The organism is Sorangium sp. So ce834, assembly GCF_051521425.1.
Taxonomy (GTDB): Bacteria; Myxococcota_A; Polyangia; order Polyangiales; family Polyangiaceae; genus Sorangium; species Sorangium cellulosum_D.
In genome coordinates this window covers 5,772,334-5,793,306 of the sequence record NZ_CP150351.1, presented here as the reverse complement: position 1 = coordinate 5,793,306, position 20,973 = coordinate 5,772,334, and the positions used below count along the sequence as shown (strand labels likewise).

Annotated in this window: 15 protein-coding genes; 8 read left to right on the top strand and 7 right to left on the bottom strand. The window is 74.1% G+C overall.

Going from position 1 to position 20,973, the window contains the following annotated elements:
* Nucleotides 1-42 precede the first annotated feature (42 nt).
* From WMF20_RS20845 to WMF20_RS20835, 3 genes are all read right to left on the bottom strand, one after another.
* Nucleotides 43-1,017, bottom strand: a complete 975-nt coding sequence (locus WMF20_RS20845; protein ID WP_437616177.1) for a hypothetical protein — start codon at nucleotides 1,015-1,017, stop codon at nucleotides 43-45.
* Between the two features lie 183 nt (nucleotides 1,018-1,200).
* On the bottom strand, nucleotides 1,201-2,727 hold the full coding sequence (locus WMF20_RS20840; RefSeq protein ID WP_437616175.1) for a methyltransferase domain-containing protein: 1,527 nt from the start codon (nucleotides 2,725-2,727) through the stop codon (nucleotides 1,201-1,203).
* Between the two features lie 39 nt (nucleotides 2,728-2,766).
* Nucleotides 2,767-3,417, bottom strand: coding sequence for a transaldolase family protein (locus WMF20_RS20835; protein ID WP_437616173.1), 651 nt, complete (start codon nucleotides 3,415-3,417; stop codon nucleotides 2,767-2,769).
* Between the two features lie 224 nt (nucleotides 3,418-3,641).
* Here WMF20_RS20835 and WMF20_RS20830 point away from each other — a divergent pair, with 224 nt between their 5' ends.
* Entirely contained in the window at nucleotides 3,642-5,192 is a 1,551-nt protein-coding gene (locus WMF20_RS20830) for an ATP-binding protein (RefSeq protein ID WP_437616171.1), read from the top strand.
* 19 nt (nucleotides 5,193-5,211) lie between these two features.
* Here WMF20_RS20830 and WMF20_RS20825 read toward each other — a convergent pair whose 3' ends face one another.
* On the bottom strand, nucleotides 5,212-6,732 hold the full coding sequence (locus WMF20_RS20825) for a sigma-54-dependent transcriptional regulator (RefSeq protein ID WP_437616169.1): 1,521 nt from the start codon (nucleotides 6,730-6,732) through the stop codon (nucleotides 5,212-5,214).
* Nucleotides 6,733-6,849: 117 nt separating this feature from the next.
* Here WMF20_RS20825 and WMF20_RS20820 point away from each other — a divergent pair, with 117 nt between their 5' ends.
* The 6 genes from WMF20_RS20820 to WMF20_RS20795 all read left to right on the top strand — a co-directional run bounded on the left by WMF20_RS20820 (nucleotide 6,850) and on the right by WMF20_RS20795 (nucleotide 14,726).
* Complete coding sequence (locus WMF20_RS20820; RefSeq protein ID WP_437616167.1) at nucleotides 6,850-7,710, top strand: outer membrane protein assembly factor BamD; 861 nt, start codon at nucleotides 6,850-6,852, stop codon at nucleotides 7,708-7,710.
* On the top strand, nucleotides 7,707-8,021 hold the full coding sequence (locus WMF20_RS20815; protein ID WP_129576022.1) for a hypothetical protein: 315 nt from the start codon (nucleotides 7,707-7,709) through the stop codon (nucleotides 8,019-8,021). Before WMF20_RS20820 ends, WMF20_RS20815 begins: the two co-directional genes overlap by 4 nt.
* A gap of 113 nt (nucleotides 8,022-8,134) precedes the next feature.
* A complete protein-coding gene (gene greA / locus WMF20_RS20810) occupies nucleotides 8,135-8,611 on the top strand; it encodes a transcription elongation factor GreA (RefSeq protein WP_129576021.1) in 477 nt (158 codons plus the stop codon).
* A gap of 71 nt (nucleotides 8,612-8,682) precedes the next feature.
* Entirely contained in the window at nucleotides 8,683-12,141 is a 3,459-nt protein-coding gene (locus WMF20_RS20805) for a sulfatase-like hydrolase/transferase (RefSeq protein WP_437616164.1), read from the top strand.
* On the top strand, nucleotides 12,110-13,468 hold the full coding sequence (locus tag WMF20_RS20800; protein ID WP_437616162.1) for a tetratricopeptide repeat protein: 1,359 nt from the start codon (nucleotides 12,110-12,112) through the stop codon (nucleotides 13,466-13,468). The genes WMF20_RS20805 and WMF20_RS20800 overlap by 32 nt, the downstream gene beginning before the upstream one ends.
* Nucleotides 13,455-14,726: an outer membrane protein assembly factor BamB family protein gene (locus tag WMF20_RS20795; RefSeq protein ID WP_129576018.1), complete on the top strand. Its 1,272-nt coding sequence runs from the start codon at nucleotides 13,455-13,457 to the stop codon at nucleotides 14,724-14,726. The genes WMF20_RS20800 and WMF20_RS20795 overlap by 14 nt, the downstream gene beginning before the upstream one ends.
* 821 nt (nucleotides 14,727-15,547) lie before the next feature.
* Here the strand turns inward: WMF20_RS20795 and WMF20_RS20790 are convergent.
* Both WMF20_RS20790 and WMF20_RS20785 read right to left on the bottom strand, forming a co-directional pair.
* A complete protein-coding gene (locus tag WMF20_RS20790; RefSeq protein ID WP_437616160.1) occupies nucleotides 15,548-16,099 on the bottom strand; it encodes a GNAT family N-acetyltransferase in 552 nt (183 codons plus the stop codon).
* A gap of 121 nt (nucleotides 16,100-16,220) precedes the next feature.
* Complete coding sequence (locus tag WMF20_RS20785; protein WP_437616158.1) at nucleotides 16,221-17,864, bottom strand: hypothetical protein; 1,644 nt, start codon at nucleotides 17,862-17,864, stop codon at nucleotides 16,221-16,223.
* Between the two features lie 511 nt (nucleotides 17,865-18,375).
* On the opposite strand from WMF20_RS20785, the gene WMF20_RS20780 reads away from it, so the two are divergent.
* Nucleotides 18,376-19,800: a serine/threonine protein kinase gene (locus tag WMF20_RS20780; protein ID WP_437616156.1), complete on the top strand. Its 1,425-nt coding sequence runs from the start codon at nucleotides 18,376-18,378 to the stop codon at nucleotides 19,798-19,800.
* A gap of 76 nt (nucleotides 19,801-19,876) precedes the next feature.
* On the opposite strand, the gene WMF20_RS20775 is transcribed toward WMF20_RS20780, so the two are convergent.
* On the bottom strand, nucleotides 19,877-20,641 hold the full coding sequence (locus WMF20_RS20775) for a hypothetical protein (RefSeq protein ID WP_129576014.1): 765 nt from the start codon (nucleotides 20,639-20,641) through the stop codon (nucleotides 19,877-19,879).
* Nucleotides 20,642-20,973: the final 332 nt, after the last annotated feature.

Below are 20,973 nucleotides of genomic sequence, written 5' to 3'. Positions count from 1 at the left end.
CCACGACAAAGCGTACGCTCCCCGGAGAGCCGCCCGCAAGCGCTACTGCTGGCAGAGACCGTTGATCTTGACGGCGCTCGCCGCGAACTCGCCGCCGAGCGCATAGGCGTCTGCGCAGTCTTCCGTCGCAGGCGAGTTCGTCGCGCTGCACCAGTCGCCCTTCAGCACGATCTGGCCGCTCTCGTCGCGCTTGCAGGTATTGGGCTCCCCACCGGCTCCGTATTTTACGATATCGCCCGAGAGCACGAGACAGAGGCTCATCTGGTTGATGTTGGACACGATCACCCGGTCGACCTCCTCCAGCGTGATGAACGCGGCGAGCTTGCCGCCGTTGATGAACGCCGGGGGGTCGCCGTCCTGGCCGGGGAGGCAGGCGTTCATCGGGTCGAGCCCCTCGACGTTGTACCGGCCGACGCAGTTGTTGTCCGCGGACAGCGTCGCGTCGGTGAGCCGCACCTGGTGCAGGGGTAGGATGATCGGATCCGGGCTCGTTTCCAGGAAGATCGGGACGTTGAGGGTCTCGGCCTCGCCGCTCCACGCGCCGTCGTCGCCCAGGGGGGCGTCGATCTCGGTCGGCGCGATCTCGAACTCGCCCACGGACATGTTCGCGAAGCAGTACCCCTCGAGCGGGTCGTCCGCGATCTTCGCGCCGCCGGTGCGCAGCTTGCCGTTCGCCTTGTCGAACTCGAGCAGCCAGGAGAAGGTGCCCGTGCCGTTCAGATTACACTGGGGCAGATTGATCGTCAGGCCCTGGGCGACGAGGCGGGCGACATAGCCGATCGCGAGCACGTCGGGCTTCGTGATCGTGAGCTGCGCCATGCGCAGCCCGAACGTGGTCGCGTCCCGATTGTCTTGGACGGCGACGCAGTCCGAGGCGACCGCCGTGCAGACCGGGTGTTTCTGCGAGCAGTCCCTTACGGTCGCGCCGCCGGTAGCCCCAGGGGAATTCGAGCTCGCCCCCCCGGCATCGTCGCCACCGCAGCCCGCCGCCGCGGCGGCGCCCGTCAGCGCGGACACACCTAGTACGCAAACTACCTTCTGAAACCGCATCTCTGGCCTCCTCTCGAGTCGAAAGATGCCGAGTATAGGCGCCCGCAATGCGATGACCACGCGGGAGACGGGACGCCGCACCGCGTTGTCACCGCCTCATCGCCGCTGCGCGACGAAGCGGTGACGCCGGGCGGCGCGCTTCTGGGACGCCTAGCGACGCTCGTAGCGATCGCCGAGGCGGTCGCCCACGGGGAGCGCGCGCAGGAGGCGAATCATGGTCCACACGGTGCCAGCCAGCTTGCGCAGCTTCGAGGTGCCGACGCGCTCGTTGTAGTCGATCGGCATCTCCACCACGCGATAGCCGCACTTGGCCGGGAAGAGCAGCGTGTCGATGGGCAGCGCGTCCCCCTCACCGTCGAAATCGAACGCCCGAATCACCGAGCAGCGGTAAGCGCGCATGCCGCTGTGGACGTCCGAGGTGGGGATGCCATGCATCGCGTGCGCCATGGCGGCGAAGGCGCGGTTGGCGAGGTAGTTCGGGACCGGCATGGCCGCGGGCCTCGAGCGCGTGCGCGCGCAGTTCACCACGTCGGCGCCCTCCTCCTCGACGAGCCGCCGGAGCACCGGGATGTTCTCGGCGGGGTAGGTGAAGTCGCAGTCGAGGTAGATGAGCAGCTCGCTCCGGGCCGCGGCGCTGTACATGAGGAGCTCCATCGCCGGGCCGTGGCCGCGGGGCGGCACCTGGCGGAGCACGCGCGCCCCGAGGCTGGCCGCGATCTCGGGGGTCCGGTCCCTCGTGGAGCTGTCGACGCAGAGGATCTCCGCGTCGGGCGCGACCCTCCTGATCTCGCCGATCATGGCGCCGACGCTCTCCTCCTCGTCCATCGTGAGCATGCCGACGGTGAGCCGCATCCGGCGGGGGCGCGGCGGCTTCCTGGCGACGATCACGTGCTGGAACGCGAGGAGGCCGGGCGCGCGGCTCGCCACGACATCCTCCAGCGGGCGGACGAGCGCGTGGTAGGCCTTGTAGGGGAGCGAGCGGGCGAGATCGGTGGGGTCGTCGCCCGCGCCGAGGCCGCTCAGGATGAGCCCCTTGGCGGCGCGGACGAGCATCGGGTTCTGCTCGACGCGGAGCACCTCGAGCCCGGCCCGCTCGACGAGCCGGAGCGCCGACGCGCGGGTGAAGAAGCGGAGGTGCGAGTCGTCGAGGATGCCGCTCGGCGCGTAGTCGAACCGCCCCGCGAGCAGGCCGAGGCGCACCGGCCACGCCGCGACGTTCGGGAGCGAGACGATGACGTGGCCGTCCTCCTCGAGGTGCGGCAGGAAGCGGCAGAGCACGGCGAGCGGATCGGCGGTGTGCTCGAGGACGTCGGCGAACAGGATCAGGTCGAAGCGCCGGTCGCCGAGCGCCTCGCGCACGGCGGTGTCGCTCGTGATGTCGGCGGCGAGGACCTCGTCGAGCGCCTCCCCGGCGCGCGCGAGCGACGCGGGCGCGACCTCGATCCCGGTCACGCGCGCGCCCGTGCGCTTGACGGCGGCGCCGTTGAGCCCGATCCCGCAGCCGACGTCGAGCACCGTCCGGGGCCGGCCGGCGACGGCCACGAGGGCCCGGTTCACCTCCTCGACCGCGTACTTACGGCCGGCGGGGGCCTCCGCCGGGGCGGGGCGCGGCGCGCGCGGGCCGAGGGGGTCCTCGTCTCTCGGGTCTCTGGAAGGGCGCGGCCCTCGAGCTTCCACGTCTCCTCGCGCGCGGCCGGGCTCGGCGTTCACGCGCGGCTACTTAGCACGCTTCTCCCAGGCGGCGTTGAATTCGCGAATCGTCTCCTCGGTCTTCGGGTTGTGGAGCATCTTCCGCAGGATCGCCGGCGGCACGGTCACGATGTGCGCGCCGGCGTCGAGCGCCTCGTTCACGTCCATGAGGTGGCGGATCGAGCCCACGATGATCTCGGCGCGCAGCCGCTCGCGCTCGAGCCGCGCGCGCGTGCGCTCGATGACCGGGGCCGCCGGGTAGCCCATGTCGCGGATGCGCCCGCTGAAGATCGAGACGTACGCGCCGCCGGCGAGGGCCGCGAGGTACGCCTGGTTGAAGCTCATCACGCACGTGACGTTGGTGCGCACGCCGCGCTTCGCGAGGGCGTGCGTCACCTTCAGGCCGACGTCGCTGAACGGCACCTTGACGCAGATCCGCTCGGGCGCCCACGCGTGGTAGCCGCGGGCCTCCTCGAGCATCGCCTCCTCGGTCTCGCTCGTCAGCTCGACCGACACCGGGCCGGCCGACGCCGAGAGCACCTCGCGGATGCGCCGCTCGAGATCGACGCAGCCCGCGTCGCGCGAGAGGATGAGGGGGTTCGTGGTCACGCCCGCGAGCACGCCCCAGGAGAACATCTCCTTGATCTCGTCCGGGTTCGAGCTGTCGAGGAAGAACATGCCGCGCTCCTGAGGGCTCGGCCGAGCCCCGGCGGGGTCTAGGCCAGTTCGGCGGGACGGAGAAGGAGAAACCGTCCGCGCTGCGCGGCGGGGCTGCCCGGTCCGCCCGCCGCGCGCGCACGTTGCCGGCGTGAACGGCGTTGCAGTCGAGAGGAGTCCGCGCTTCATTTCGGGGAGTCGGGGATCTCCCTCCGACTGAACGTTTCCGCACGGACAGCACGTCGATGAGCAGCGGACGATCGTCGTCGAGAGACCCGGTGGAGCACAGCCCGCTCCTGCACAGCTCGCTGCTCGCGTCCTGCTCGCCGGCCGGGCTCTACGTGGCCTCGCTCGACGGCCGCCTCCTCGACTGCAACGAGGCGCTCGCCCGGCTGCTCGGCTACGGCTCGCGGCAGGAGGCGCTCGCGGCGGCGGATCTCGTCCTCGGCGGGTGCGTGGCGGGCGGCGCGGGCGGGAAGCCGCCGGCGGCGAGCGCGATCGAGACGTGCCTCACGCGCCGCGACGGCTCGACGGTCCGCGTGATGCGGACCGAGTCGCTCGCGGACGGGCGCGGGGAGCGGCTCGTGACCGGGGTGATCGTCGACCTGTCGTCCTCGCGCTCCACCGAGGAGCGCCGGCGCGAGCTCTCCGAGGAGCTGCGCCAGGCGCAGAAGATGGAGGCGGTCGGGCGCCTCGCCGGCGGGATCGCCCACGATTACAACAACCTGCTCGCGATCATCCTGAACTACACGAGCCTCGTCATGGAGGAGCTCGACGAGCAGAGCCCGGTGCAGAAGGATCTCGCCGAGATCAAGGGCGCCGCGCAGCGGGCGGCGTCGCTCACGCGGCAGCTGCTCACGGTGAGCCGGCGCGGGCTCGCGCAGCCGGTCGTGCTGGATCTGCGGGACGTCGTGCGCGGCATGGAGGGCGCGCTCCGCGCCGCCGTCGGGGGCGGCGTCGAGCTCGCGATCGCGCTCGGCCCCTCGGGGTGCCGGGTGCTCGCGGACGCGGGGCAGCTCGAGCAGGTGGTCATGAACCTCGCGCTGAACGCGCGCGACGCGATGCAGGACGGCGGCCGGCTGTCGATCGAGGCGCGCGCGGTCCGCGTCGGCGCCGCGGGGGGCCTGCACGAGGCGCACCCGGCGATCCCGCCCGGCAGGTACGCGCGCCTCGTCGTCAGCGACACCGGCAGCGGGATGAGCGACGACGTGCGGACGCGCGCCTTCGAGCCGTTCTTCACGACGAAGCCGAGGGGGAAGGGGGCCGGCCTCGGGCTCGCCACCGTGTACGGGATCGTCAAGCAGTGGCGCGGCTTCATCGAGCTCGCGTCCCAGCCCGGGGAGGGCACGCGCGTCGAGATCTACCTGCCGCTCTCGGCGCGGCCGTCGGCCTCGCGGCGCGGGCGCGCGCCCCACGCCGCGCCGCGCCGGGGCGACGGCGGGACGGTGCTCGTCACCGACGACGAGGACGCGGTGGTCGCGCTCGCGAGCCGGATCCTCGCGCAGCACGGCTACACCACGCTGACGGCGCGCGGCCCGCGCGAGGCGCTGCGCGTCTGCGAGGCGCAGCGCGGGCGGGTCGATCTGTTGCTCACCGACGTGCTGATGCCGGAGATGTCCGGCGGCGAGCTCGCCGAGCGCCTCGTGAAGCAGAGGCCGGACATGCGGGTGCTCTTCATGTCCGGCTACACGGGCGACGCGCTCGCCGCCCGGCCGGACGCCGCGGTGCTGGGCAAGCCGTTCACGGCCGAGTCGCTCCTCCGCGCCGTCCGCAGGGCGCTCGGCGGGGCCGCGTAGCGGGAGGCAGGGCCGCGCGCTACGGCGCCTCGCCCCGCTTGATGCCGTACGCGCGGATCTTCTTGTGGAGGTTCGTGCGCTCGACGCCGAGCAGCACGGCCGCGCGCGAGATGTTCCAGTCGAGGCTGGCCAGCACCTCGACGATGTAGCGGCGCTCGGCCCGATCGCGGAACTCGCGCAGCGTGAGGCGGGGGCGCTCCGGCTCGCTCCGGGCCGCGCCCGCGGGCGGCTCCGCCGCGCCGGGGGCGGGCGGCGCGATCGACCCCTCCCCGGCGGCGCCCTGCGCGTCGTCCTCGAACGGGTTCTCGTGCGGATCCTCCGGCAGATCGGCGATGGTGACGACGTCGCCCGAGAGGATCGCGGCGCGCTCGATGACGTTCTTGAGCTCACGCACGTTGCCCGGCCAGCTCCGGCGCTCGAGCGCGGCGTAGACCACCGGATCGATCGCCTTCTGCTTCAGGCCGTTCTCGTTGCAGAACGCCGCCATGAACGCGTCGGCGAGGGCGCGCAGGTCCTCCATGCGGTCGCGCAGCGCCGGGCTCTTGATCGGGAACACCGCGAGGCGGAAGAAGAGGTCCTCGCGGAAGCGCAGCGCGGCGACCTCCCGCGAGAGGTCCTTGTTCGTCGCGGCGAGCACGCGGACGTCGACGTGCCGGCTGTGCTCGCCGCCGACGCGGCAGATCTCGCCCGACTGCAGCGCGCGCAGCACCTTGGCCTGGGCGGCGAGGTCCATGTCGCCGATCTCGTCGAGGAACAGCGTGCCGCCGTGGGCCTGCTCGAAGAAGCCCCGCTTCGGCCCGCTCGCCCCGGTGAACGCGCCGCGCTCGTGGCCGAAGAGCTCGCTCTCGATGAGCTCGCGCGGGATCGCGGCGCAGTTGACCCGGACGAAGGGGCCCCGCGCCCGCGGCGAGAGCCGGTGGATGGCCCGGCTGATGAGCTCCTTGCCGGTGCCGCTCTCGCCGGTGATGAGCACGCTCGCCTTCGTGGGCGCGACGCGGTCGATCTCCTTGAACAGCCGCTGCATCGCGGCGCTCTGGCCGATCATCTCGTAGCGCGACTGCACCTGGGCCTTCAGGTCCTCGACCTCCCGCGCGAGCCGCGAGTTCTGCAGCGCGTTCTTGACGCCCACGAGGACGCGCTCGCGGTTGAGCGGCTTCTCGAAGAAGTCGCAGGCGCCGAGCTTGACGGCCTTCACCGCGTCGTTGACGGTCGCGTGCCCGCTGATCACGATGACCGGCAGCTCGCGGGTGCCGTCGTCCTGGCGCACGCGCTGGAGGAGGTCGAGGCCGTTCATGCCGGGCAGGAGCAGGTCGACCAGGGCGAGGTCGACGGGGGTGTCGCCGTGCGCGAGCAGCTCCAGCGCCGCCTCGGCGCTCGGGGCCTCGGCGACCTGGTAGCCCTCGCCCTGCAGGACGAGCGCGAGGGTGCGGCGGATGTTGCGCTCGTCGTCCACGATGAGGACCGTGGGCGAGGCGGCGCCGCCCGGGTGCAGCGTCGGGGTGGGGGCCGCTGGTGCAGGCGCTGGAGGGGAAGCGGGCATGGGCCGACCATACCCCAGCTCTCCCGGGCGCCACGACGCGGGAGCAAGAGCGCGCGGGCCCGGCCCGCGGCGGAAGCCCTGGCGCGCCGGCGCCGGATTGGGTACGAGGCGTGCACGATGAGACCCACCGCCGCTGTCCTCGCCCTCGCCGGGTGCCTCGCTGCCCTGGGCGGGCTCGTGGGCTGCGACTTCGAGCTCAACGACGGCCGCACCGCCACCCTCACGTACACCGAGGACGCGCGCGCCGCGTACAACGAGGCCATGGCCGCCTTCGAGGCCAAGGACTGGGAGGACGCGCGCGCCCTCTTCTCCGAGGTGAAGCGGCGCTTCGCGTACAGCCGCTACGCCCGGCTCGCCGACCTCAGGATCGCCGACCTCGAGTTCGAGCAGGGCAAGTACCCCGAGGCGATCTCGGCGTACCGCGCGTTCATCCAGGAGCACCGGACGGATCGGAACGTCGAGTACGCGAAGTACCGGATGGCGAAGTCGCTCTTCCTGGACATCGACGACACGGTGTTCCTGCCGCCGGCCGAGGAGCGCGATCAGGCGACCACGATCGAGGCCCACCGGGAGATCCGCACCTTCCTCCGGCAGTTTCCGCGCAGCCGTTACCGCGACGACGCGGCCTACATGCTCGAGGTCGTGACCGGGCGGCTCGTGCGCCACGAGCTCTACGTGGCGCGCTACTACCTCAAGCGGGACGTGTTCGACGCGGCCATCGCGCGGATCGACTACGCGCTGCGGACCTTCCCGGGCTCGGGGCTCGAGCCGGAGGCGCTCGTCCTCAAGGGCGAGACGCTCCTCAAGATGAAGAAGCCGGACGAGGCGCGCGCCGTGTTCGAGTCGGTCATCCGGGACTTCGGCGGCCCGTTCGCGGTGACCGCGCGGCGGTTCCTCGACGACATGGGCCCCGGCGGGCAGCGCCGCGCGCCCGCCAAGGCGGCGTCGGGCCCGGCCCGCTCGGGGCCGCAGCTGTGACGCAGGCGGTCGGGCGGCCGTCCTCCGGCGCTCGCTACGTGCTGGAGCAGGCCGACGCCGGCGGCGCGCCGGGCGAGTTCGTCTACCGCGGCGTCGTGCGGCTCCCGGACGCGGACGTCCCGGTCGAGGTGCGGATCGCCGAGGCGACCGGCGCGGCCACGGCGACGGTGGACGCCGCGGCCGTCCCGCACGGCGGCCCGCGCCCGGAGGAGCTCTCCCGGACCGCGGCGGCCCTCGTCCGGAGCGCGACGAAGTCAGCGGACGCCCATGCGCGGCGGCCTCCGCGGAAGATCGTGCGCTGGCGGGGGTAGTCCAGCGGGGGCAAGGCAGGGCGCGCTGCGTCCGGGCGGCCGGCGCTATCCGCGATCGGCGCGTCTCGCGCCGTCGTCGACCGGGCGGGAGCCATGCTAAAAGCGTCCCCACCATGTCCGAGAAAGTACCCATGACGCCCGAGGGGCAAGCGCGGCTCCGCGAAGAGATGCGACGGCTGAAAGAGATCGACCTGCCGCAGGTCGTCAAGGACATCGGAACGGCCCGGGAGCACGGCGATCTCTCCGAGAACGCCGAGTATCACGCCGCCAAGGAGCGGCAGGGCATGATCGTCGCCCGCATCAGCTACCTCGAGCAGACGCTCTCGCGCGCCGAGGTCATCGATCCGTCCAAGCTGAGCGGCAGCAAGGTCCAGTTCGGCGCCAAGGTCAAGCTCGCCAACGTGGACACGGATGAGGAGCAGAGCTTTCAGATCGTCGGGCCCGAGGAGGCCGATCTCAAGCTCGGGCGCATTTCCATCGCCTCGCCGCTCGCGCGCGCGTTGCTCGGCCACGAGGTCGGCGAGGAGGTCCGCGTGATGATGCCGGCCGGGCCGCGCACCTACGAGATCCTCGAAGTCTCCTACGCATGACCGATCGCAACGGCGCCGCTCCGATGCGCCCGCGGGGCCATGGGGGCGCCGGCCGGCCTCCCGGGGGGTCCGTGCCCCCCGGTCGATTCGCCCACGGGGGCCGGCCTGACCCGGCCGCCGCCGCGGACGGGCTCGCCGGCGCCGCGCCGGGAGCGCTCGGGCACCGGGCGCCGTCGGCGCCGCGGCTGCAGTCCGGGCCGGCGCGCGCGTCCACGCCGGCGCCGGCGCCGAGCCGCGCCACGTTCCCGAGCGGGAGCTCCGACGCCCCGCCGCGCAAGCTCGAGACCGAGATCGGGTGGCGCATGGCGGACGCCTACCTCGCGCTCGCGGCGCTCGCGCTCGCCGAGCTCCTGGTCGTCGGCGCCCTGCGGTGGCGCGAGCTGCTCGGGCTCTACGAGCTCGGCCGCGCCGTGCGCGACCTCCTGCCGCTCGCGCTCGCGGCCGCGGCGCCGTGCGCCGCCGTCCTCGGCGCGGTGCTCGAGATCGCCATGCGCGCCGAGCGCCGGGGGTTCCGCGTCGCGGCGGCGCTGCTCGCCGGGGCGTTCGGCGGCGCGGTGGCCTTCGGGGTCTCGGCCGGGCGCATGTTCGAGGGCGGCCGGCGCGCGCCGTTCATCGCGGCGCTCGCGCTCCTCGGCGCGGGCGCGACCTTCGCGGCGGCGCCGCGCGTGGCGCGCGCCCTCAAGCGGGCGCGCGGCGCGGGGGCCGGCCGGTGGCTCGTCCTCGCGTCGGCCTGCGCGGTCGCACTGCTCGAGGTCGCGAACGTGCGCGTCCTGCCGCGCCTCTACGCCGCCTTCCACCTCGGGCTCGCGGCGCTCACGCTCGCGGCGGCGACCTTCGCGACGCCGGCGCTGCCCACGCGGCCGTCCGGCCAGGGCGACGCGCACGAGCGGCGCTCGCCGAGGCTCGTGCGCGCGGCGCTCGCCCTCGTCCTCTTCGCGTTCGGCGCCGCGCTCGCGCCCGGCGCCGCGGACCGGCTCGCGCTCGCGGACAACATCCGGCTGATCTACGCCACGCACGGCCCGCTGCTCGGGCACGTGGTCGAGCTCGCCGCCGTGCTGTCGCCGCCCGATCCGCTCGACGCCGCGCCGCTCGACGAGCGCGCGAGCGGCAACGCGATCGATCTGCGGGGGCGCGACATCGTGCTGATCAGCATCGACGCCCTGCGCGCCGACCACGTGGGGGCGTACGGCTACGAGAGGAAGATCACGCCGAACCTCGATCGCCTCGCGGCCGAGGGCGTGCGCTTCGAGGCGGCGTACACGCCGACGCCGCACACGTCGTACGCGGTCTCGTCGCTGATGACGGGCAAATACATCCGCCCGCTCGTGCTGCAGGGGCTCGGGGACGACTCCGAGACGTTCGCGCAGCACCTCCGCCGCTACGGCTACAAGACGGCGGGCTTCTACCCGCCTGCGGTGTTCTTCATCGACGGCGAGCGCTTCGGCGCGCTGCGCGATCGGGCGCTCGACTTCGAGTACCAGAAGATCGAGTTCGCGAGCTCCGCGCTCCGGCTGGAGCAGGTGCGGAGCTACCTCTCCGGGCTCGGGTCGGAGCAGCGCGCGTTCATGTGGGTGCACCTCTTCGAGCCGCACGAGCCGTACGAGGCGCACCCGGAGCACCCGCTCGGCGATCGCGACATCGATCGCTACGACGCCGAGATCGCCGTGGCGGACGCGGGCGTGGGCGCGATCGTGGACGAGATCCGCAAGGAGCGGCCGGACGCGGTCGTGATCGTCACGGCCGATCACGGCGAGGAGTTCGGCGAGCACGGCGGGCGCTACCACGGCACGACGGTGTACGAGGAGCAGGCGCGCGTGCCGCTCATCGTGAGCGCACCCGGCCTGCTCTCGCCGCGCGTGGTGAGGGCGCCGGTGCAGCTCGTCGATCTGCTGCCCACGGTGCTCGCGGGGCTCGGCATCCCGCGGCCCGCGCGCGTGCGCGGCGCCGATCTCGGGCCGCTGCTCGCCGCCGGCGACGCGGCGGCCGAGCAGGGCACGGCGGCGCCGCCGGGCGGGCCGCCCTCGCTCCCGGGCTTCGCGTTCGCCGAGACGGACGCGCAGACGCTGCTCGCCAAGGGCACGCTGCGGCTCGTCTGCGCGCGCAAGATCGGCGCGTGCGCGCTCTACGACGTGGCGACCGATCCGCGCCAGCAGCAGGACATCTCCGCGCTGCGCCCCGCGGAGCTCGGCGCGATGCGGTCGGAGCTGCGCGCCGTCGAGGCGTCGCACGGGCGCTACGAGGTCCGCGGCCTGAGGAAGGAGGGCAAGGGCTGGCCCGACGCGCTCCGCCGCGGCATCGCGGGCGACGCCGACGCGGTGGTCGAGGTCGCGGCGCTGCTCGACGACGCCGACGTCGCCATCCGCCGCAAGGCGGGCGAGGTGCTCTTCGATCTGCGCCGCTCCGAGGCGGCGCCGTCGCTGCGGCTCGCGCTCGTGCGCGACGAGGACGACGAGGTGCGGCGGTGGGCGGCGCTCACGCTCACGCGGCTCGGCGAGGGCGCGCCGCTGACGCGCGATCTCGTGGTCGATCGCGATCGCAAGTGGCGACGCCTCGCGGCGCTCGCGCTCGCGGAGGCGGGCGATCGCCGCGGCGACGACGTGCTCGTCGCGTGGCTGCGGCAGGTGGTCCGCGGCCCGGAGCAGGACGGCGGCGAAGGCGCGGGCGAGGCGACGTCGTTCGAGCGGGCGCGCGAGATCGTCGACGCGCTCGCGAAGATCCGGGTGAAGGCCGCGCTGCCGCCGCTCATCGCCGCGCTCGGCGACGTGCGGCTGCGCCCGTACGCCGCTGCCGCGCTCGCGGCGATCGGCGAGGACGCCGCGCGGCCGGCGCTCGCCGAGCGGCTCGGCCAGGAGCCGTACCAGACCGCGCGCGTCGCGATCGCCGAGGCCCTCGTGAAGCTCGGCGCCGGCCCGGAGCTGCGGGCGCCGCTCCTGCGCATGCTCGGCACGCCGGATCCGTTGCCCGGGGGGCTCGGGCTCGCGCTCCGGGCCGACATCCTCGACCTGCTCGGCGGGCCGCGCGAGCGCGATCTCGGCCGCCTGCGCCGCTTCGCGAAGAGCGGGGTGGGGCTCGGCGTCGTGATCCCGAAGGCGGGCAACGGCAAGGGCGTGCGCGTCCTCTGCCGCGCGCGGACCGACGACGGCCGCCCCGGCGAGGTGCGCTTCGGCAGCCCCAGGCGCGGCGCGCGGCCGCCGAAGCGGGACGGCGCGTCGATCGTCCCGGCGAGCGCGCCGGAGCTCGACGCGGAGCGCGCGGTCACGCTCGCGATCCCGCCGGGGAGCGAGCCGACCGAGGCGTTCGCGACGCTGCCGCCCGCGACGGGCGCGCAGCCGGGCGCTTACGCTGATTTCGTGGTCTACGCGACCCAGAACGTCGAGGTGCAGGCGTGCGCCGTGGTCCCGCTGAGCGACGAGATCCCGCCCCCGCCGCCTGCGCCCTGGTCGCCCCGCGACGCTGGCGGCGCCGGCGACGAGGCGGCGGCGCCGCCGCGCTCGGCCGATGGAGCGCCTGCGGCTCACCGGCCAGATTGACGCCGCAGGCGGCAAGACTAGAGTCCGCCGCGTGTCGGACAAGGACCGAGAGCAGACCGAAGAGAAATCCGCGGGGAGTGACAAGGACGAAGCCACGCGGAGCGATGGCGACGAGGGCGGGGCTGCGGAGGCGGCCCCGGCGCGGCCGCCGCGCGGCGCTCCGGTGAGGGAGGCCGGCGCCGACGAGAACGACGACGACTCGGCGCAGCGCGTCGCCGAGGCGCTCGGCGTGGGCGAGTCGGACGAGGCGCCCGCGGCGGAGGCTGCTGGCGACGAGGCGGCCCCGGCGGCGCCGAACCGCGCCGCCCGCCGCCGCGACGAGGCCACCACGCGCCGCCGCAAGAAGAAGGCTACCGGCGAGGAACTGCCCAAGGACAAGAACGCCCGCGCGAAGGAGCTGCTCGCGCGTCGCCGGGAGCAGGCCGCGGGCCGCCGCCCGGTCCAGCTGCTGCCGGGCGAGATGGTCGAGGACGCGCTCAGCCGGATGACGACCGGCGCCGGCCGGTGGATCAAGAAGAACTTCCACGTCGTCCAGTGGGGCGTGCTGGCGGCGCTGGTCGCGACCGGCGGCGTGCTGTTCTACCTGTCGCGCACCGAGAAGAAGGACGCGGTGTCGACGTCGGCGCTCATGTCGGCCGTCGCTGCGGATCGGGGCAGGGTGCTCGCCGAGGACACGCGCAGCGAGGAGGAGAAGGAGTTCGACGTCACGAGGACCTTCAAGTCCGCGGACGAGCGGTCGGACACCGCGCTCGCCGCGTACAACAAGGTCATCGACGAGCACGGCGGCAGCGGCGCCGCGATCCTGGCGAAGCTCGGGCAGGCCGGTGTGTTGCTCGACAAGAAGGACTACGACCGCGCGCTCGAAGCGTACAGCGCCGTGGTCTCGTCGCCGCTCGCGGGGGCCGATCCCGACGTGAAGGGCCGCGCCATCGAGGGCATCGGGTTCGCGCGTGAGGGCAAGGGCGATCTCGACGGCGCGCTCGCGTCGTTCAAGGAGCTCGAGGCGATCGACATGAAGGGCTACAAGGAGCTCGCGCTGTACCATCAGGCGCGGGTCCACCTGGCCAAGGGCGACAGCGAGAAGGCGAAGGAGCTGCTCAAGAGCGCGCACGAGAAGCTCCAGGCTCCCTCGACCGAGGGCCGCTCCTTCCAGTTCCTCGAGGCCGTCGTCGAGGAGATGCTGCGCAAGATCGATCCGGCCGCCGTGCCGCCCCGCGCCGCGTTCGGCGGCCCGAAGGGCCAGACGATGACGCCGGAGGAGCTCGAGCAGCTGATCCGCCGCGCGCGCGAGAACGCGGAGAAGAAGGCGGGCGATGCGCCGCACTAGCCGCGCCGCGGGCGCTGTGCTCCTCGGGCTGGGCCTCGCGTCGCTCGGCGGCTGCGGCAACCTGGGCGTCGCCGCGGCGCCCGACGCGCCGCTCTGGCTGCACCACCCGGGGAGCGCGCTGGGCATCACGAAGCGCCGCGAGCTCACCGCCGAGGCGCGGAAGGTCGGCGAGGCCTACGAGCGTGGCCGCCCCGAGATCGACGCGGCGCACCGGCGCGTCTTCGTCGGGTCGAGCGATCACGGCCTGTACGCGGTGCGCGCCGACACGAGCGACGTCCTCTGGCGGTTCGAGACGCTCGGCCCTGTGCAGAGCGAGCCGCTCTACGACGCCGCGTCGGACGCGGTCTACTTCGGCTCGAACGACGGTGCGCTTTACAAGGTGCGCGCCTCGGACGGCCGGCTGGTCTACCGCTTCATGACCAACGCCAAGGTCGCGCGGCGGCCGGTGCTGCGCGACGGCGTGCTCTACGTGACGAACTCGAACGACACGCTGATCGCGCTCGACGCGGAGACGGGCGCGATGCGCTGGTATCAGCATCGGACGCCGGCGTTCGGGATGGAGATCTCCGGGCACGCCGGCCCGGCGCTCGGGCGGGACAAGGTCTACACCGCGTTCTCCGATGGGGTCGTGATGGCCTACGACCTCAAGAACGGGTCCGAGCAGTGGGCGCTCGTCGACCTGGCGGCCGAGGCCGAGCAGAGCGCGGGCGGCCAGACGCCGAAGTACCTCGACACGGACACCACGCCCGTCTTCGGCCAGATCGCCTCGGGCGATGTAGTCTTCGTGGCGGGCTACGCGGGCGGGGTGTTCGCGCTCGACGCCGAGAACGGGACCCGGGCCTGGGTGAACGAGGCGGCGGTCGGCGTGACCGAGCTCGTGCTGTGGCATCAGCCTGCGCATGCGCCGCGGAGCGGAGGCGGTCCGATCGTACCCGAGCGGAAGGTGCTGCTCGCGTCGTCGGGCTTGACGGGCCTGTGGGCCTTGGACCCGGAGGACGGCCGCACGATCTGGCGGCGGGATTTGCCGGACGGGGGCATCTCGGCTCCGGTGCCGTTCGCGGGGGCGCTGCTGGTGACGACCACGCGCTACGGGATCTTCCTGTTCTCGCCGCTGGACGGCGCGGTGATCGACGGCATCGAGACGGGGGGCGGCATCGCGATGACGCCGGCCGCCTACGGCCGGCGCGCGTTCGTGCTGACGAACGGCGGCGCGCTGCTCAGCCTCGACGTCGAGACGCCGCCGCTTCCCAAAGGCTGAGCGGTCGTTCAGGTCGAGCACGGCGCGGGCAGGGCGCTCGGGTGCTGTAGGGCTGGAGGATGACGCGGTGCGTTGTGGCGCGCGGGTGTCCTGGAGCGCCGACCCGAGTTGAGGTTGGGCGAGGCTGACCCGGGTTGAGGTCGGGGCGACGCGGCGACCCGGGTTGAGGTCGGCGACGGCGACCCGGCGGAGCGAGGCTGACCCGGGTTGAGGTCGGCGGCGAGGCTGACCCGGGTTGAGGTCGGCGACGGCGATCCGGCGGGGCGAGGCTGACCCGGGTTGAGGTCGGCGGCGGCGATCCGGCGGGGCGAGGCTGACCCGGGTTGAGGTCGGCGGCGAGGCCGCCCCGGGCTGAGGTCGGCGGTGGTGACCCGGCGGCGCAAGGCCGACCCGGGTTGAGGTCGGGGTGACCCGGGTTGAGGTGGCGAGACCGACCGGGGTTGAGGTCGTCCGAAGCCGAAATCGACGCCAGGTGCCCGAAATGACCCGCCAAATCGAGTTCCAGCCCCCTGCCCTCGGGATCGACCTCGGATCGCATAAGAAACATTATGTCAACTCGCACCGTCGGACGTCTTGGCCGACCTCCGAACGGTGCCCAACCCGCCCGAACGAGCCTCCGCCGGCGAACTCGCGCCGGTTGACGGCCCCTTGCCGCCGGCGCCCGAGCCCAGGTCCAGGTCAGCCCCCACCGAGCCGACCTCCACCGGCGCACGCCGCTCCGCTCCGCACCGGCGCACCCGGCCGCGAGCGCCCCCACCGCGCTCCCGCCCGCCAGGCGCACCCCGCCTGCGACGGCCCTCCACCGGCCGCCGCCCGCAGGCTCAGCCGTCCCGGACCGCCTCGTCCTCGTCCAGCGCTTCCGTAGCCTTCGGCCGGATGGCCGCCCAGAGCACGACCTCGCCGCTTCGGGTCAGCGGCCTTCCGGCGGCCTCCTGCTCGCTCCGCCACGCGCGGACCTTCGCGGGCGCGTCGTCGCCAAGCGGCGCGAAGCCCGCCTTCTTGAAGAACGCCTGGGCCCAGCTCGCCCGCCCCCTGGCCCTCAGCACGATCTGTTCCATGCCGAGCTCCCGCGCCCGCTCGTGGAGCTCCGCTAGCAACCGCGTCGCGACGCCCCGCCGCTGGTGTTCCGGATGCACCGAGATCTCCTCCAGGTACGCGACCCCGGGCGCCTCGTCGCGCCACGCCAGGTAGCCGGCCGCCTCGCCGTCCGCCTCCGCCACGCGCACGTCGTGCTGCCGCGTCAGCGCGACGATGTCGGCAAGCGTCCGCGCCGGCACCTCCGCCGCGTCGAAGCCGATCTCGTGGTACATCGCCGTGCAGGCCTGCTCCGTCGCGGCGAGCGCTGGCAGCTGGGCCTCCTGCAGTCCTGTCACGCGGATGCGCTTCGGGGCTGTCCGTTCCTCATGCATCCCCGGAGGCTACCGCCATCGCGCGGGATGCCCCACTTCTTGCCGATCTCCCGCACCGCCCGTGGCGCCAACGCGCCGCGGCACCTCAGCTGCGCAGCTGGAGCAGCCGCGCGATCGTCTCGCCATCCCCCGGGCTCAGCGGGACGAGGATCCCGAGCGCCGCCCCCCGCGGCGGCGCGTTCCGCCCGTCCATCGGGACGAGACGGAGCTCCCCCGTGCTGGAGATGCCGATCACCGCGATCCGCAGCGCCGGCAGCGGCTCGATCTGCGACGCGGGCAGCCGCGGCGGCGGCGCCTGCCACTCGCCCTCGTACGGCGGATCGCTCCACGCCGAGTCCACCGCCGCCCCCTCGGACGGCCGCGCCTGCATCGCCCCCGAAGGCCCCCCGGCCAGCGTCGGTTCCCCCTGTTGATCCGCAGAGGCGGCGCCCGCGTCCTCGTCGTCCGGCTCGGCCTCGGTCCAGTCGGCGCGATCCTCCGACGCCTGCGGCGCATCCTCCGGAGCCGCGGCGGACGGCTCGCCGTCGCCCGCCTGCTCCAGGCCGAGCATCGGCGTCTCCTCGTCCAGGTCCTCGATCCGGTGCTCCATGAGCACCCGCTGCTCCTGCGCGGTCAGCGGCCGGCGCGTGGTGCCCTCGTCGTCCGGCCAGAGCCGCGGGCGCCGCTCGGTCGCCTCCTGCGACGAGCTCGCGCCGAGCAGCGGGCTCGCCTGCCGCCGCGCCACCGACGCCACCGCGATGGCCGTCGGCACCGTCTCGCGCTGATCGGGCGGCGCCTCCCCGTCCGCTGCGAGCTGCTCCCCGGTCGCGCTTTGGGGCGCGGCGCCAGAGGCGCCATTCCCCGGCTCCTGGCCCGCCGGCGCGCCCGCGATCGGGAGCTTGACCGCCGGGACCTCCTCGGTCACCGCCGTGGTCGACGATACCCTCGCGTGGGTCGACCCCGCGAAGCTGGCGATCGGCCGCGCCTTGATCGCGGCAGGACGGTCGGCCGCCTGCGGTCCGGCAGCAGGCCGCGCCGGGAGCCCCGCCGCGGCGCCCGCCGCGCGCGCGGCCGGCGACAGCTGCGTGGGGGTCGCCTCGCGCACGGCCACGGACCTCGCCGGCGCGGGGGAGCGCCCCGCCGCGAGCGGCACCGCGCGGCCCAGCCCTCCGACGGGCCTGGGCAGCGGGCCGGCGTCGCGGGACGACACCATCGCCGAGGTCATCGGCCCCGCCGGCGCGTCGCCGGCAGGCGCGCGGACCGACGGCGACCGCTTCGCGGCCGGCGACGCGGCGGCCGGCGGCACGCTCTGGCCGCTGCGCTCGCTCCGGCCTCCCTCCGCGCTCGGCGGTCGCGACGGCGCCGCGTGAGACCCGGCTCCCGATGCGCCCGGCCTCGGCGGCGGCGCGCTCGCCGTGGCAGGAGACGCGTTGAACGCCTGAGGCGGCGCGCTCAAGGGCGTCTTCGGCGCGCTCGCGATCGCCGGCGGTGAGTCCGTGGCCGTGGCCGAGCCCGGATCCTCTTCGGTCACCGAGATCTTCTGCGCCACCTCCGCGGCCGCCTTGAAGAGCTCGAGAGCGCGCAGGTCGGCGTTGGCATCCGAGGCCTGCTCCGCGGCGCGGCGCAGCCACCTCAGCGCTTCCTCACGCTCGCCGCGCCCCCACAGGGCCGTCGCGGTCGACAGCGCCCAGTGCACGTCTTCGTCGTCTTCGTCGTGCGGCGGCGGGATCGGGCGCAAATTGGCTTCCATGAGGCCTCGTCGAGCAGGTCGCTCCCCTGTACCACGACTCTCGCGCCCGCGTCTCCAGCCCGATCTGGCGCACTCTTCGCTACGAATCATTCCTTTTCGCCCGGTCCTGTTCCCATCCAGGCGCCCCATCGATCGCTCCGGCAGCGCTCGCTGCATTCTTCCTGCCCGACCGTGCTCGCGTAGTATCCGCTGCGATGAGCCGACCTCGCGTCGCGCCCTGCAGCCGCCGCTCCGCGCGGCCGCCTCACGCCCGGTCCGCGCCCGCGCTCCTGCACGTCGGGCGCCGCGCGCAGCGCCGCTGCCCACGCGGAGGAGGGCCGCCGTCGCGCCCGAACTTGAGGTCCGTGTCCCCTTCGTGGCACCCTGGCTTCGCGGGACCTCCTTCGTGACGTGCGAGCGCGATGGCGCTGCGTCGCTCCGGCAGACGTCGAGGCTGCGTGCCTCCACGAACGTAACGGCGGCACTCGAGCTCCACCCCTCCTAACTCCGCCTCCCCATCTAGGACCACCGCGTGCAGATCTTGTCGGACCTCAAGCCTGGAGACACGCTGGGCCGCTACGAGATCCTCATGCCGGTCGCCCGTGGAGGGATGGCGGCCGTCTGGGCGGCGCGCCTCGTGGGTTCCCGCGGCTTCCAGAAGATCGTCGCCATCAAGACGATGCTGCCGGAGATCGGCAACGACCCGGCCTTCGAGGCGATGTTCCTCGACGAGGCGCGCCTCGCGTCCCGCATCCGGCACCCCCACGCGGTCGAGATCGTCGAGCTCGGCGACGAGAACGGCGTCCTCTACATCGTGATGGAGTGGGTCGACGGCGACACCATCTCCACGCTCAACAAGCAGGTCCGATCGACCGGCGGCGTCCCCCTGCCGATCCTCCTGCGCATCGCCTCGAGCATCTGCGCCGGCCTCCACGCCGCCCACGAGCTCCGCGACGACGAGGGGAAGCTCGTCGACCTCGTGCACCGCGACATCTCGCCACAGAACGTCATGGTGTCGTACGACGGCATCGTAAAGATCGTCGACTTCGGCGTCGCCAAGGCCACGGGCCGGCTGCACGAGACGCGCGTCGTCGGCCAGCTCAAGGGCAAGATCCCGTACCTGTCTCCGGAGCAGCTCACCTCGGGCAAGGTCGATCGCCGCTCCGACATCTTCTCGCTCGGCGTCCTCCTCTACACGACCCTGAGCGGCTATCACCCGTTCCGCGGCCGGAGCGACGCCAAGACCATGGAGAACATCCTGCGGTTCGCCCCGGTCCCCCTCCGGGAGCTCGTGCCCGACGTCCCGTTCGATCTGGCGGTCGCCATCGAGCGCGCGCTGGCCAAGGATCCGGCGGACCGCTGGAACGACTGCGCGTCGTTCCAGCGCACGCTCGACCAGATCGCGATCTCGATCGGCACCCCGGTCACGGACGGCGACGTCGGCCGCTTCGTCCGCGAGACGCTCGGGGACATCGTGGCCGAGCGCCGGAAGAAGCTCGCGACCGCGATCCAGCTCGCGGACAGCCGCATGTCGGCGCGGGGGGAAGGCCGCACCGCGTCCTCGATCAGGGGTGACCGGCGCAAGCAGGCGCCGGCCGGGAACACGCCCCTCCCCGCCACCTTCGCGGGCATCCTGCCCGTCTCCCTCGAGGACCCTCCCCCGAAGTCCTCGTCGAAGTCGCCGCCCGCGAGCCTCGCGCTGCCGGTCGCGTCCGCGCCTCCGGCCCTGGTCACCCCGGCGCCCCGCGCCCGGCGCCGGTGGCGCCGCCGCGTCTCCCTGGCCCTGCTCCTGGTCCTGCTGCTCCTCACGGGCGCGGCGCTCGCCGCCCGCGCGGGCATCCTGCCCGTTCCCGGCGAGGTGCACGATCTCCTGCGCGACGGGCGCTCGCTCCTGCGCGGCGCGCGCGAGCTGCTCCGCGGCGCCCTCGAGCGGCTGAGCGCCCTCCTCGCCGACTAGCTGCGCCGCGCGGAACTCGCTCAGGCGCTCGGCCGCGGCGGCCTCGCGCCGCGCGGTCAGCGCTGGTCGGCCGCGGTCACTTGATGCCGGCGGACGGCTCCGGCAGGCAGACGCCGAGCGCGCACAGCAGGAGGTTGACGTCGCCGGCCGCGCAGTACACCTGCCGCGCGCAGTAATCGTCGTAGCCGCAGAGCTGATGGCAGGACGCCTCGTTCCCGAGCGCGCCGGTGAACGTCATGCACGACCAGCCGCTCGAGAGCCACAGCCCCTCGGGCCGCTTCGTGTCGAAGAGGCACGCGTCCGCGCGCGTCTCCGGGTCGAACACCTCCGCGGTGCACGCCTCGCCCCCGGACAGCTTGCTCCGCGCGCCAGACATCGTGTTGAGCAGGTAGGTCACGTCGCACGTCTGCCCGGCGGCCGACTCCCTCACCACCCGGGCGCGCAGCTCGTCCTTCCTCGCCGCGTAGGACCGCACGGCGCGGATCGCGCCCGTGACCTGGTTGTTGCCGCCGTCGGGCTTCGTCCCCTCGGCGAGCGCCGCGAGCACCCGCTCGGCCAGCTGCTCCGCCTCGGGATCGGCGCCCGCCGCGCCGTCCTTCGCGTAGCCGAGGCGGATGTACGAGGCGGGCGTGCGCGGCGTGCACGGCTTCGCGTGGGCCCAGAGCTCCTCGCTCACGATGAGCGGCCGCTTCGTCTCCGGCTGCTTGCAGACGCCGACCGAGCCGGGGGGCAGCGTGCCGGAGGCCCGCGGCGTCGGCTGCCCCGGACCTTCGTTGACGTACTCGGTCGACGCGCAGCCCGCGGCGCCCGCGGCGACAGACAGCGCGACAAGGCAGCCCACCGAGAGAGCGAACGCAGAGCGGCGCGGAGCGATTCCCACGGCCGCACGGTAGCAGAGCCGGCGCGCGAGCAGAAATTCTCGCTGGGGCCCCGCCGCGCGCCGCGGCGGCGGCGGTCCGCGCCGCCGCGAGCCGGCCCGACGCGCGAGCCGGCCCGACGCGCGAGCCGGCCCGACGCGCGAGCCGGCCCGACGCGCGAGCCGGCCCGACGCGCGAGCCGGCCCGACGCGCGAGCCGGCCCCGACGCGCGAGGCCGCCCCGAGGCTCCAGAGACCCGACCGAGGGCGCCTCACGGCGCCCCGCCGCGCTGCGGGCGACCCCGCCGCCCGGCGCC